Below are 13394 nucleotides of genomic sequence, written 5' to 3'. Positions count from 1 at the left end.
TCGTTATCTGTTCCCGTAACCATTCGCTGTCATAGCCCTTGTCCGCAACTATTGTTTTTGCGTCAGGCAACCTGGCAATCAAATCAGGTGCGGCACAACAGTCATTGACTTCTCCACCGGTGATTCCAAACTCAACTGGCAAGCCATAACCATCGACCGCTAAATGGATCTTTGTGGTATTGCCTGCACGGCTTTTCCCGATAGCTTGCGATTCTTGACTCGCTGCTCCCGCACTATGTTGATGCGCTTTAACATAACTGCCATCCATAAATCTCCATTCCCAATCCGGATCAACAGCCAATGCTTTGAAAACATTGAGCCATTTCCTGCTCAATGACCAGGCATTGAATCTTTTATAGATAGAATTCCAGCAGCCGAACACCCTGGGCAGATCGCGCCACGGACAGCCAACCCGCATTCGATACAGTATGCCTTCTACCGTCATGCGCAGATTGCGCTTGTTATAAATCGATTCTTGAAGCAGAATCTTCTCCAGCTTCGACCAGTACTCATCATTGAGCATCATTCGGGGCATCGCAAACTCGTTTTGTCGGTGGTGTAGGAACCCCAATATTACGAGTTTGTTTCTATCTATGAAATACTTATCTTAAAACGTCAACAGACCCTAACATTATAAGCATTAAATGACATGACGGGATTTCAATGAGATGCTGAAAAAGTACTACTACAAGCCGGTGAGTACGTTAAGTTACGTGAAGGAACGAGCAAAGTTCGCTTTTACGAAACTAAGTATGCTCATTTTCTCGTTTTCTGTACTCCGCTTGCCTTGCACTTTATCTTGCTCGGCGGCCTATTCAGGATCTGGGCTTTCCTAAGGGGGCAAGCCAGTCGGGGCAACCCAGTCCTGACTACTTTACGAGGATTTTAATTCCATCACTGGGTTAAAGTCTGGGATGCCTGCTGCTCCATGACAAAGATTTCAACACGCCGGTTTTTAGCTCGATTGGAGGGCGTATCGTTTGAAGCAATGGGTTGAGAGGAGCCACGGCCATCAATCTGGATACGTCGAATCGGCACATTTCGACTGACCAGATAATCACGCGTACTCGCAGCACGATTAACTGATAAAGGATTGTTAATGGCATCCGTACCAGTATTATCAGTGTGCCCCACAATCATTATGGTCGTATTAGAATTATTAAGTAGACTGGTTGCGAAGCTATCAAGAATGGGTCTGAAATTGGGCTTAATATCTGCGCGCCCGGTATCGAATGAGATATCACTCGGAATATTGAGCATCAGCCGATTATCAGGGGTTTGCGATACCTGTACCCCAGTACCGGCTGTCGCTGCTTCCATTTGCCTTTTTTGCTCTTCCATTCTTTGTGACCATATGTAACCTGCTCCAGCACCGAGTACAGCGCCGGAACCTGCACCAATGGCAGCACCTTTACCCCCCCCAAGGAGAGCACCAATCACGGCTCCTGTACCTGCACCAATGGCGGCGCCTTGTGTGCTACCGCGTTGTGTTTCCGACATCGTGGCACAGCCACTGAGCGTCAACGAAGTTACAAGAGTTGCGATTGTCATTCTAATTTTCATAAATATATCCCTCATGAGTAAACTGTACTGTAGCAGAAGAAGTAAAAAATTCAATCTTCATTATCTTATATAGTGCGCTATTATTTCCTATAGATAGCGTTAAAACCAGTTTTTCATTACTTTTAAAGGTTCGAATACTTATGACACAACAGATCATTGATTGTGAACTGCACGATTATATTGAAGTAGCTTGTATGTATAGCTACCAAGTCAGACTCATTTTAAATAATCAGCAAATATTTGAAGGCAAAGCAAAAGATATCGTGACAACCGCTGAAAAACGAGAATTTTTAATTATTGATAATGAGCAGGGATCACAAGAGGTTGAGCTGATACAACTCAAAAAAATGCAGATACTGACACCCAATGCACAGTTCAAAGAAGTTGTATTTTGATAACTATCTTGCAGAGAACTGACTAAAAATTGGAAATTATGACGTGATATTTCACCGTTGTGTTTCATCCTGGTTATGTCTTTTATCGTCTACTTTATTTCCGTATCTGGTATGATCGCTGTACGACATACAAAACTTTGTAGAAAGTCTCTATAATAAATTCTCTTTATTCTTGCTATGTTGTCAGTAATAGTTATATGGTGGAGATAACCTATCAGCAGAGCGGGCTCACAATAACATTAGGAATATGTGGAAATTTGGGATTCCCGAGGGATAGAGTTGTTCAAAATTTAAGTATTGAAGCTTTACAAAAAAGATATCCAATGCTTGATGTTTAAATATTACCTAACAAAGGAGACATTATGAATCTGATTCTTACCGGAGATCATGTAGAAATCACACCTGCCTTACGCGATTATGTGAATTCTAAAATGGAGAAGATTAGCCGGCATTTTGATCATCTGATTGATGTTAATGTCATTTTATCAGTAGAAAAACATCAACAAAAAGCTGAAGCCTATATTCATCTCCGTGGCAAAGATATTTTTGTCGAGGTAGAGAACGCTGATATGTATGCTTCAATTGATAGTTTAGTGGATAAGCTTGACCGGCAGATTCTTAAATATAAGGAAAAAAATATAGAACGTCGTAATCATGAGGCGCTAAAAAATCAGGAATTTGACCATCCAGAGTAACCTTCAAGTCAGCTTAATAGAAAGTTGCAATGCCCGAAATTATCTGCTTCATCACAAGACTTAATCGACCTAAGATAGGACAAGATTAAGAGAATAGAAATTATGGCATATCGAGTTGACCACAGATATGTTGTCAATACAAGCTAATTTTTTCACTCGCTATAAAATCCCACCTAATTACAGTTTCAACTCCGATGTAAAAAGATAATTTCAGGCGGAATATCCTATTTGCGTTTATTAAGAGTAATTTTATTTCTTTTTTATGAACCTTATTTCACAATTTTTACCAGAATCAAATGTGATCGTTGATCTGGATGTCGCGAGTAAGAAACGCGTTTTTGAGCAGGCTGGGTTATTGTTTGAGAATACACTACACATCGCACGTAGTCAGGTCTTTGATAGCTTGTTCGCGCGAGAAAGGCTTGGCTCTACAGGCTTGGGTCAAGGTGTGGCAATTCCACATGGTAGAATCAAAGGGCTGCGTGAAGCTGCTGTAGCTTTAGTCAGAATGAAAGAAGCCATACCTTTTGATGCACCAGATGGTTTGCCAGTCAATATTGCCTGTATCCTGTTAGTACCTGAAAAAGCGACTGATAAACATCTCCAAATTTTAAGCGAGCTGGCCCAAATGTTTAGTGACAAAAGTTTTCGTGAGAAACTGCTCTTGAGTAAGGGCGCAAAGGAGATTCATCAACTTATCTCTGATTGGACACCTGGTGATGTCTCACATTAGCATTACTCAGCTATTTGAGGGCAATAAGGCTAAATTGAGTCTGACCTGGAATTGTGGGCAGGATTATGGCAACAAGGTGCTGAATAATGATGTTATTGCTAAATCTCCGCAAGGGCTGATTGGCCACCTCAATTTTATTCATCCTAATTGGATACAAGTGCTAAGTAAATTGGAGATTGATTATCTCAATCAGCTTGACCTTCCTTCCTTGGAGAAAAAATTTCAGCAATTAGCCCAAAGCGATTTGGCATGCATGATTGTGGCTGATGGTGCTTTGGTTTCTGATCTCTTAAGATCATTCGCTGCGAGCACACAAACCCCAATACTTTGTTCAACCAGTTCAAGCCTGGATGTAATCTGGATATTACGTTCCTTTTTAACCAAAGTGCTGGCACCAAGCGTCAGCAAACATGGGGTTTTATTGGATGTTTTAGGAATGGGTGTACTGATAACGGGCGAAAGTGGGGTGGGCAAAAGTGAGTTGGCATTAGAGTTAATCAGTCGCGGTCATGGGCTAGTAGCAGATGATGTTGTTGAATTGCGTCGTATCGGGCCAGAAACACTGGAGGGTTTCTGTCCGCCAATATTACGAGATTATCTGGAAGTGCGCGGACTCGGTTTATTGAATATTCGGACTATTTTTGGGGAAACTGCGGTTCGTCGGCGCAAGAATATGAAATTAATCGTCCATTTGGAAAAATCCAGTGGTTCAGATATCAGTTCAGTTGAACGACTTCCTCTGAGCAACCTTAATGAAGATATTTTGAATGTAAACATACGCAAAGTGATTATTCCCGTTGCTGCTGGGCGGAACTTGGCGGTATTGGTCGAAGCTGCAGTCCGGAATTATATTTTGCAGTTGCGAGGAATTGACAGCACTCAGGAATTTATTAAGCGGCATGAGCAGAAAATGACCGATATTGTTTCAGATTAATATGTTGGAGATCCTTTTCTTGAAATGAGTGCTGCGCACACGATCACTCTTGCCTTTACAGGTGCATCCGGTATGCCTTATGGCATTCGTTTGCTAGAAATATTATTAGCTCAAGGTGTGCATGTTTATTTGCTGTATTCACAAGTCGCACAGATCGTTGCTCAGCAGGAGATGAAATTAACGCTCCCTTCACGCCCACAAGAAGCAGAAGCATTTTTCATCGACTACTTCAATGCAGAAAAAGGGTTGTTAAAAGTATTTGGGCGGGAGGAATGGTTTGCGCCCGTTGCTTCTGGATCAAATCCAGCTGATGCGATGGTAATTTGTCCTTGTACGATGGGCACCTTGTCAGCTGTTGCTTCAGGCCTGAATCAGAAATTAATCGAGCGCGCGGCGGATGTCATGCTCAAGGAGGGGCGTAAACTTATTCTGGTGCCGCGTGAGATGCCCTTTTCTACGATTCATCTCGAAAATATGCTAAGGTTGACACGTTGTGGCGCCATTATCCTGCCGGCTAATCCCGGATTTTATCATCACCCCCAGAGCATACAGGATATCGTCGATTTTGTAGTCGCACGTATTCTTGATCATCTCGGCGTCGCACATACATTAATGCCACGCTGGGGTGAAGAAAGCGAGTGAGTTATTAACCAATAAGCATTCTTCTGCTTATTCCATTTCTAAATCAAAACTGACTTTGCCGGCTTTACCTTGCCGTATTATTGATACTGTCTGCGGCTCGCCTTCGCGTCATTTTTGATTTGGAAATGGAATTAAAAGCCTTGTACTAAACCTGACATTATTTCAACGCATTTCTTATTGCGCATGCCTCCCGTGAAATTGGCTGTAATGTATGGTCAGTCAAATAGTAGATCGTTCTCTCAGTAACAACATAATCCATCGCGATATCATGCTCATGTGGATAGATAGTAGGGAGGTGGAGCCCCTCAAATGCGATCCCGATCGTTAACGGTCGAGGATTGATTGCAGCCAAGGTGCGATCAAAAAAGCCGCTGCCATAGCCTAGCCGATAACCTTGACTATCAAAAGCGATCATAGGAATTATGATGGCGTCGATGATTACTTCCTCGGTATCGTGAGGAATGGCAATGCCATAAGCATCTTTTCTCATCGGAGCTTGTGGCCACCATTTGCGGAATCTCAATGGTTGATGTAGACCAATCACTTCGGGAAGTGCCAGTGTAGCTCCACAGGCATATAAATATGCCATTACCTGTGCCGGGTCGTATTCGCCCTGGAAGGGTGAATAACATCCCACACAGCGTTGTTGCAGTACCGGGAAGCCTTGTATGAGCGAGGCGGTAATCGCCTCACTCCAGAGAGCGCGTTCTGCCTCTGGAGTTTGTTTACGACGCGCGATCAAACCAGCACGTTGCTGTTTCCGCCATTCTCGCCAATCATTCATGGAGTGACATTTTAATCTGTCAGAAGCTGTTGCTGGAAGTGAGTTCTAACAAAATTTTTCTGACGGGTACAGGGATAGCTAATTGTAATGCCTTATCAATAGTTAACCATACTTCAGAGGCCGTTTTCTTGCGGGGGCGATTGATCACTTGCAGTAATTGGGTATCGATCCGCAGCTTAAAATGGGTAAAAGTATGATTAAGCGGGGATAAATTACTGATCGGTAAAATATCAATCCCCATAAATTGTCTACAGTAAGTTTGGCTGTTGATGTCGATCGGTTTTTCTGGCAAACACCATAATCCGCCCCAAATACCCGGGCTTGATCGTTGTTCAAGTAAAATCTCATTCTGATTTCTTAATATCAAGAAAGTAGTTTCCTTACTGGTTAATGGTTTCCTGGGCTTGGATGTAGGCAGGCTCGCTACCCGGTTTTCCGCGAAAGCAATACAATCTGGCTGTAAAGGACAACTCAGACATTTTGGCTGATGACGCGTGCACACGGTGGCGCCCAGATCCATCAACGCCTGGGTATAAGTAGCCATTTGTTGTTTGGCGTTTACTTGAGGGAGGAGTCCCTCTGCTTTTTGCCACAATAGCGCTTCCGTTTTCTTTTCACCGGGATAACCGGTGATACCAAAATAACGAGCAAATACCCGTTTGACATTCCCATCCAGTATCGCGCAGCGCTCCCCATAAGCGAAGGCAGCGATAGCAGCAGCCGTGGAGCGGCCTATACCTGGCAGTCGTACAATTTCTGCTGCATGCTGGGGAAACCTGCCGTGATAATGCTCCATCATCAGGCAGGCTGCTTTATGTAAATTTCGGCCGCGCGAATAATAACCGAGACCGCTCCATAAAGTGAGCACAGCATCAACCGATGCTTTGGCAAGGCATTCGATATCAGGAAAAGCTTCCAGGAAACGCTGATAATAAGGGATCACCGTCATCACTTGTGTTTGTTGCAACATAACTTCTGCCACCCAAATGGCATAGGGGTCATTCGTTCCCTGCCAGGGCAGGCTGTGCCGGCCATACTGCTTTTGCCATTGAATCAGGGTATTAACGAAAGTAGACATTAAAGAAATGCGATGATCCGGTTCCTGATTGGATATGTTGAGGATGACTACCACTGAAACCCATTACTCTAAGGAGAATGCTACTCGGCTGTTAGATTGCTGACTATCACTTGCGGATTCCACTTTTGTTCCCAGCACGAATACGCGCTCGTTCGGAATGCCACCTCGCTCAATCAGCCAATAGAGGACAGCGCTTGCTCTTTGTTCCGCAAGTTCATGCAGCTCATCATCACTGATAGTGGTGTGAGCGAGGATGAGTTGTTCCATTTCCTCTACAGGTAAGCTTTTGGTCAATCCGATGATATTTTTGGGTTTTTCGAAATCAGCTTCTTTATAGACGTGCGTGAGATACCGGGTATATTCTTTATCATCGAGCTTGATTTCCTCCAGTGAGCCAGTAGTAGCCTGCCCTTTTTTTACGCTTGCGGAAAGTCTCTGTGCCATGATTCTTCGATCGAGTAATGCGCGTTTGAGCTCTTCATGATCGTTGACCGGATCCGCAAAACCCGTTATTTCAAGCTTGAGCGCAGGACGATCCAGCAAAGCCGCGGAGAGTGCCTGCAGACGTTTTTCTGCTTCAGGTTGAAGCGTGGGGTAGCCTGAAGGGAAGCTGATCTGTGACAGCTCCTCTTCATCTTTCAGTAAAGAGCTTAGCAAGGTAAACGGGGCAGTGGCAGCTTTGGTGATCAAATTTACAAATGCTGTCCAGATAATGCCTGTCAAACTGAACTCGGGATCGTTGATCGATCCCTTGAGTGGCAGGCGAATGTCTATTTCGCCACGTCTATTCTTGAGAAGCGATATGGCGAGATGGAGTGGCAATGACACAGCCTCGGGACTATCGGTTTTGTCTCCGAGAACAAGTTGATCCAAAAAGATTTTGTTTTTCGCTTTCAATTCACCTTCTTCAATATGGTAATTGACATCAAGCGAGAGTTTTCCTTTCTCAATAACATAGCCAATGTATCTGCCAGAATAAGGGCTAAACGTTGGCAAATCGATCCCCGTCGCGGTTGACTTGATATCGAGAGATAGTTGTCCACTGAATGGGTCAATCATACCTGAAATGTGCAGTGGTGCAGATCGATCAAAGAAGCCTTGGATATCTATTTTTCCGGATTTACCTGGATGAAGTGGTCCAATCTGGCCTTTGAGTCTAGCCAAATTAGCACGGTAGCTCGGTTTGATGAATTGATCCGCAAAATTAATATCACCATTTCGTAAAACGATTTTATCAATATAAACGGGCAAGGGTGCACTGTCGGCTGGCGCAATAGGGGCTGGCTGACTGACTGAACTGTTCAAAGTGGACCCGGGAATGGGAGCGGGCTCTGCTTGCCTTACAAGACTGTGAAGATTGAGTTTCTTATTCGGCAATAAGGTTACGCGCGCATAAAAATCAGCGAGGTCAATGGTTGCAATGTCCACTCGTAATGGTTCGTTGATAAACTTTATGTTTGCCAGATCGATTTTCTTCCAGCGCAGCAATCTAGAGCCTTTCGCCTTATCAACTATATTGAAGTTAGTCAGTTGTCCTTTGCCAGTTAGGGCTATTTTGAGCGGTTCTCCCTCTGCCTTGATATTACCCTGAAACGAGAGCGCGCCCTGAGTAAGAAGCGCATTTAATCGGTCGTTTAACCAACCTTGCAAAGGTACCAGATCAACATTTTCGAAATTAACGGTGAGATCAGTTTTTAAAGGTGTTCGCCTGAGATTGCCTCTGGTTTCAATGCTGCCGTGCTGATTAATCGTTGCTTGCAATAGGAGATCCAGTGGTGTGACATCGTCCACATCAACATTGTTAATCATCAAATTCAATGAATGAATGTTCATTGGAGCTATTTTTGCCAGAGTATGATCTTCAAAACGTACTGAAGCATTAGTCAATTTCACTTGATTGATTTGTGTTGACCAGGCTTTGCCGGTTTCAGTGTTTATCAAGGGGGTAGAAGATTCTGTTGTCACCTCACCTCGATCTTTGCTAATTTCTGTAATGCCAGTTCTCGCTAGATAAGCAGGTTTGGGATCGGGAATGGGAACGGTAGTTTTTGCTGAAAGTACGCCAACTTTTTCTGATTCACTGGATTCATCGGTTCTATTGGCAGGTTTTTTATCCGGAATAGGAGTGATAGATATGGAAGATTGAATTGATTGGGGCGCTGATGACAATGTTGCTTCGGGAACAGCATTTCCGGGTGGTGATACCAGTATAAACAATTGAGCCAGATCAAGTTGACCATCAGCTTGCCGGCGTATCAATATCTCTGCCTCATCCAGTATAACCGAACCCAGCTCAATAAGCCGTTGCGCACGATCAATCTTGATCATATCGATGTCCAGTTTCGGCAGTTGCAGCACTGGTTCCGTTTCACCATGACGCGTGAGTTTTGCATCTGCCAGCGATATCGTTGTCTGTACAGGCTGAGGCTCGGTCAGCACTGCTTCCTGCAATGTCATATCGAGCCGTTCCAACGCTACCTGATGCGGCGCTTGAACTGCTTCATTGTTGATAGCCAGTTTCTTGAGTGCAGCGCGACCAGACAGGCTAATGGTAGGGGCTTTATCCACCATTTGCGTAAAAACCAATGATAAATCGCTGTCTAGGTTTCCGGAAAGTAGACGGAAACCGACCGGAATGGGAGAATATTCATCGATATCAGTCAGATCAATATCATTAAACTTAAGCGAGAGCGTTGCTTCACGCCTGTCAGTAAACGGACGCAACTTACCTTCGAGTGAAAATGGAGCGCCATTGATCGTTGCGCTGAGATGGGGTTCAACCCAATTAGTTTGTACGCTTTTAAAGTTAGCGATAAATGGAATGCCCAGTTTGATTTCGTCAATATTCTGCTGGCTTTTTTTGAGCCGATCCTCAAACGCTACGGTTCCTCCATCAATGCTGATGTTGCTGATGGAAAAGTGCGATTTGTCTTGTGTATCATCTGCTGGGCTGGCAGGCTGTGATTTAAATTGCTCGATCAGATCGGAAATATTGAAACGGTGCTTATCCTCACGCACGAGGTGCAGTCTGGGCGCTGTTAAAGTTACGGTGCTGACAATGGGTGCAAGGTGCCTGATCGATTCAGCGTTCAGATCAACATATAAACGATCGAAAGCAAACAGAAGGTTGTCAGTATTGGCTTTTTCCGCTATCTGGAAGCCCAGTACGGTAAATTCTAGCGTATAAGGCTGAATGTCAATGGATTGAATGGTAACCGACCGATTCAGCTTCTCAGACAAGATTGCTTCAATCTTGGTCTTTGCATAACCGGGTAACCAATAATAGCCAAGCAATCCAAACAGTGCGATGACCAGTATGACAGCACCAAAGCAAATAAGGAGACGCTTGCGTGTCACGAAACGATGTGCTGCTACAGGAGAATTTGAAGAATTTTCCATGCAATCGTACCCCCTAAAAACGAGCCTGCCGGAAGCGGGTAACGCAAGTCAAACAGTTGTTACTGAGTGCAGGTGATTACCTTACCTGCGTTACCTGGCTGGATTGGCTGCTATTGCAAGCCAATCAATTCAACATCGAAAATCAGTGTCGCATTAGGTGGAATCACATTGCCAGCGCCGTGCGCGCCATAAGCCATATTGGAGGGAATGATCAATGTACGTTGCCCACCAACTTTCATTCCTAGTACCCCTTTATCCCAGCCTTTGATAACACGTCCTGAACCCAGCAAAAATGAAAAGGGCTCTTTTCGGTCGTGTGAGCTATCAAATTTTTTTCCTTTTTTATCAGGAGCCGCAATATCATAAAGCCATCCTGTGTAGTGAACGCGCACCGTTTTACCTACCACAGCTTCATCTCCTGCACCTTCTTTGACATCGATTTTTTGCAATTCAGTGACTTCGGACGTGGCGGTGTGCGGCTCTGAGGCATGTTCTTTGTAGGCAACAGCGCTCATCGGCAATAGCGTTAAACTTAGCAGAAAAAAGCTCAAACTCAATGAAGTTTTTATTCTATACATGAAGACCTCAAAAGAAAAATCAAAAAATGTATTACCTTTCATCAAACAGCAGCGAGTATTATACTCACTATGGCTTACTCTTTAGGGCGATTCATCAGTTTCATATTATTGTGCCTTATTAACGACATTCTGTTTTTTTAAATTTTATAATCCGATTTATTTATTCATATGCAATTAAACGAACAAGCAAATCAGGATGGTGATGGAGTGCATATCCTGCATTTACATGATTCTCTTCTTATGCGTTGGCTTTATTTTGGGGTCGGCATCACGGCATTGCTGGTGGGTGTATTGGGTATTTTCTTGCCTATCCTTCCTACTACACCGTTTATCTTGCTAGCAACGGCTTGTTTTGCACGCAGTTCAGAACGTCTTCATGATTTTTTGCTCAGTAATCGTATTACTGGCCCCATCATTTACGAGTGGTACAAGTACCGTAGCGTATCACGGCGAGTCAAACGCTGGGTATATTTTATGATCGTCTTGTCATTTGGTAGCTCTATCCTGATTGTATCTTCCTATTGGCTTAAGTCGATGCTAATTTTACTGCTAATGATATTAATATTTTTTATATGGCGCATACCAGTCAGAGATGTCGTGATTTATTCCAAAACAAATTAACAGACGTCATTATTGTCAGCAGTTATTTTGCCGATCCTTGAAAACGCAAAATCAAGTGCGTGCTGATGTATCGGGCATACAAGAATAAATTATTCCCGCCACAACTGAAGCTGGTATTTACGTAGAGCTGTTGCTCAATAAATCCGCCTCTTGCCCTCAAGACTTCCTGCAACGTCTGATCAAAACCGCCCCCTTCATTATCCAGAAAGTGCTCACCGACAACGGTAAGGAGTTCACTGATCACTTCAACCACACGCTTCGATTCCGCCCAGAATCTTGAACGGACCTTGCTGCGCTATGTTCTTATCTACAATCAATCTATCCAGCAAAAAGTATTGGGACATATCGTACCTGTTCAAGCTTTGGAAAAATGACACCATCAACGACCTGAGTTATTCCAAAAATCTTTACAAAATCAAACAGGACTTGACAAGTAACAATTGAGTTACAGAGGGTGGTAAGCAATTTTGGGGGCTTAGTATGAGTATGATAAACTATATAAAGAAGAGTTTAATTATTTAGAAGTTAACAGGAGAGAAGAATGAAGAAAAAGCTGCCTTTGTTGTTATTAGGTTGTATGCTAGTTGTATTGAGTGGCTGTTCGAGAGATAAATATATGCCAGAAGCAGGCGCAACGCCTGAGATTATTTTTAAGGAGGCTTGTGCAAAATGCCATTCCCCTGTAAATGGCAAGGTAATGGCGTTGAGTCCGGAAATGGCCAACAAGGATGCAATTATTGATAGGATTAGAAATGGGAAAGGTTTTGGCATGCCTGCTTTCCCTAATCTCATGGGTGATTCCGTGGAAGGTCTGGCACAGTATGTATTGGAAAATAGCGCAACTAAGTAAATTGTTGACGGCCGTCATTTTCTGTGATAGAGATTTCTGCTGGACATTATGAGCTACCCCATGCCGCATAAGGATTTCTGAATAGTTTGCTTGTGCGGCATTTTTGATTGAAGCGGTAATTTGAATTGACTTAATTCGTATTTAATCAGGAATTTGTCTTGCCTAATCACGCAATAGCCAAAAATTATATTGTATCTACAGCGGAATCGAAATGTGCTACTTGTAGTTTGCGAGAGATATGTTTGCCAGTGGGCCTTGATGAAGATGAAACAGAGCTCTTAGGCAATTTGATTAACCATAAGTATAGAATTCGACGTGGAGAACACTTGTTTCATGCTGGATTAGCTTTCAAATCACTTTATGCTGTCCGCAATGGTTTTTTTAAATCTTGCGTACTTGACTCGGATGGTCGTCAGCAGGTTACTGGGTTCTATATGACCGGGGAATTATTGGGGCTAGATGCAATTAGCTCAGAAAAACACACTTGTGATACCGTTGCGTTAGAGGATAGCGAGGTTTGTGAGGTTCCTTTCATCAAACTTGAAGAGATTAGCCGTCGTATTCCCTTGCTTATGCATCATTTTCATAAAATCATGAGTCGTGAAATCGTTCAAGACCACGCCATAATGATGTTGATGGGGGGTAGAAAAGCTGAAGAACGATTAGCTGCTTTTTTACTTAACCTGTCAGAACGTTTTGCCAAGCGTGGATATTCATCCACAAATTTTATTCTTAGAATGACACGAGAAGAGATCGGGAGCTACCTGGGACTCAAGCTTGAAACGGTTAGTCGTTCATTGTCCAGATTGCAAGAAGAAGGAATTATTACGATCAATAATAAAAACGTCAGATTAAACGATATTTATCGCTTGAGTCACAAAATTAGTGGCTACTCAGATTGAGGATCGTTGTGTAATTTCTTGTAATTCAAAATTTATTTGCGCCACAATCAATATTTTTGGTTAAACGGCTTTCTTGAGAGTGGGCTAGAGCATGTTATAATCGCCTGCGTAACAAGACTCTCAAAAATATATAGGGAAGTCTAATTGTAATCCATATAGTAAATATTAATAAATACACACACTTGTCATTATAGGGTGCTTAATAAGCAGAATAGCTGGA

Annotated in this window: 15 protein-coding genes; 8 read left to right on the top strand and 7 right to left on the bottom strand. The window is 43.2% G+C overall.

Features of this window, described 5'->3' with window-relative positions; all coding sequences use genetic code 11:
- Together BM122_RS13520 and BM122_RS13515 are read right to left on the bottom strand one after the other, a co-directional pair.
- Nucleotides 1-535, bottom strand: a 535-nt coding sequence (locus tag BM122_RS13520) for an IS5 family transposase (protein ID WP_074906042.1), incomplete at its 3' end; no start/stop codon positions are given.
- A gap of 359 nt (nt 536-894) precedes the next feature.
- Nucleotides 895-1563 (bottom strand): YiaD family glycine zipper/OmpA-like lipoprotein, encoded by a 669-nt coding sequence (locus BM122_RS13515; protein WP_074906036.1) that lies wholly within the window; start codon nt 1561-1563, stop codon nt 895-897.
- 140 nt (nt 1564-1703) lie between these two features.
- Here BM122_RS13515 and BM122_RS13510 point away from each other — a divergent pair, with 140 nt between their 5' ends.
- The 5 genes from BM122_RS13510 to BM122_RS13490 all read left to right on the top strand — a co-directional run bounded on the left by BM122_RS13510 (nt 1704) and on the right by BM122_RS13490 (nt 4962).
- Nucleotides 1704-1958 (top strand): Rho-binding antiterminator, encoded by a 255-nt coding sequence (locus tag BM122_RS13510; RefSeq protein WP_074906035.1) that lies wholly within the window; start codon nt 1704-1706, stop codon nt 1956-1958.
- Between the two features lie 362 nt (nt 1959-2320).
- The gene (gene hpf / locus BM122_RS13505) at nt 2321-2653 is read left to right on the top strand and encodes a ribosome hibernation-promoting factor, HPF/YfiA family (protein ID WP_074906034.1); all 333 of its coding nucleotides are present in this window, start codon (nt 2321-2323) and stop codon (nt 2651-2653) included.
- Between the two features lie 262 nt (nt 2654-2915).
- Nucleotides 2916-3386 (top strand): PTS sugar transporter subunit IIA, encoded by a 471-nt coding sequence (locus BM122_RS13500; RefSeq protein ID WP_074906033.1) that lies wholly within the window; start codon nt 2916-2918, stop codon nt 3384-3386.
- A complete protein-coding gene (gene hprK / locus BM122_RS13495) occupies nt 3373-4320 on the top strand; it encodes an HPr(Ser) kinase/phosphatase (protein WP_074906032.1) in 948 nt (315 codons plus the stop codon). The genes BM122_RS13500 and hprK overlap by 14 nt, the downstream gene beginning before the upstream one ends.
- A 24-nt stretch (nt 4321-4344) precedes the next feature.
- On the top strand, nt 4345-4962 hold the full coding sequence (locus BM122_RS13490; RefSeq protein WP_074906031.1) for a flavin prenyltransferase UbiX: 618 nt from the start codon (nt 4345-4347) through the stop codon (nt 4960-4962).
- Nucleotides 4963-5119: 157 nt separating this feature from the next.
- Here the strand turns inward: BM122_RS13490 and BM122_RS13485 are convergent, their stop codons facing one another.
- From BM122_RS13485 to BM122_RS13470, 4 genes are all read right to left on the bottom strand, one after another.
- Nucleotides 5120-5746 (bottom strand): 5-formyltetrahydrofolate cyclo-ligase, encoded by a 627-nt coding sequence (locus tag BM122_RS13485; RefSeq protein ID WP_074906030.1) that lies wholly within the window; start codon nt 5744-5746, stop codon nt 5120-5122.
- Nucleotides 5747-5765: 19 nt separating this feature from the next.
- Entirely contained in the window at nt 5766-6824 is a 1059-nt protein-coding gene (gene mutY / locus BM122_RS13480) for an A/G-specific adenine glycosylase (protein ID WP_074906029.1), read from the bottom strand.
- 63 nt (nt 6825-6887) lie between these two features.
- On the bottom strand, nt 6888-10223 hold the full coding sequence (locus tag BM122_RS13475) for a DUF748 domain-containing protein (RefSeq protein WP_074906028.1): 3336 nt from the start codon (nt 10221-10223) through the stop codon (nt 6888-6890).
- 110 nt (nt 10224-10333) lie between these two features.
- Entirely contained in the window at nt 10334-10801 is a 468-nt protein-coding gene (locus BM122_RS13470; RefSeq protein ID WP_074906041.1) for an FKBP-type peptidyl-prolyl cis-trans isomerase, read from the bottom strand.
- A gap of 168 nt (nt 10802-10969) precedes the next feature.
- Here BM122_RS13470 and BM122_RS13465 point away from each other — a divergent pair, with 168 nt between their 5' ends.
- Nucleotides 10970-11422: a YbaN family protein gene (locus tag BM122_RS13465; protein WP_083398499.1), complete on the top strand. Its 453-nt coding sequence runs from the start codon at nt 10970-10972 to the stop codon at nt 11420-11422.
- A 22-nt stretch (nt 11423-11444) separates the two neighbouring features.
- On the opposite strand, the gene BM122_RS13460 is transcribed toward BM122_RS13465, so the two are convergent.
- Nucleotides 11445-11675, bottom strand: a complete 231-nt coding sequence (locus BM122_RS13460) for a hypothetical protein (RefSeq protein WP_074906027.1) — start codon at nt 11673-11675, stop codon at nt 11445-11447.
- Nucleotides 11676-11963: 288 nt separating this feature from the next.
- Here BM122_RS13460 and BM122_RS13455 point away from each other — a divergent pair, with 288 nt between their 5' ends.
- Both BM122_RS13455 and fnr read left to right on the top strand, forming a co-directional pair.
- Complete coding sequence (locus BM122_RS13455) at nt 11964-12272, top strand: c-type cytochrome (protein WP_074906026.1); 309 nt, start codon at nt 11964-11966, stop codon at nt 12270-12272.
- A gap of 158 nt (nt 12273-12430) precedes the next feature.
- Complete coding sequence (gene fnr / locus BM122_RS13450; RefSeq protein WP_256212055.1) at nt 12431-13174, top strand: fumarate/nitrate reduction transcriptional regulator Fnr; 744 nt, start codon at nt 12431-12433, stop codon at nt 13172-13174.
- Nucleotides 13175-13394: the final 220 nt, after the last annotated feature.

The organism is Nitrosomonas communis, assembly GCF_900114745.1.
GTDB lineage: Bacteria > Pseudomonadota > Gammaproteobacteria > Burkholderiales > Nitrosomonadaceae > Nitrosomonas > Nitrosomonas communis_A.
Note: the sequence above shows the minus strand (reverse complement) of the source record. Positions and strands in the feature narration are given on the sequence as shown.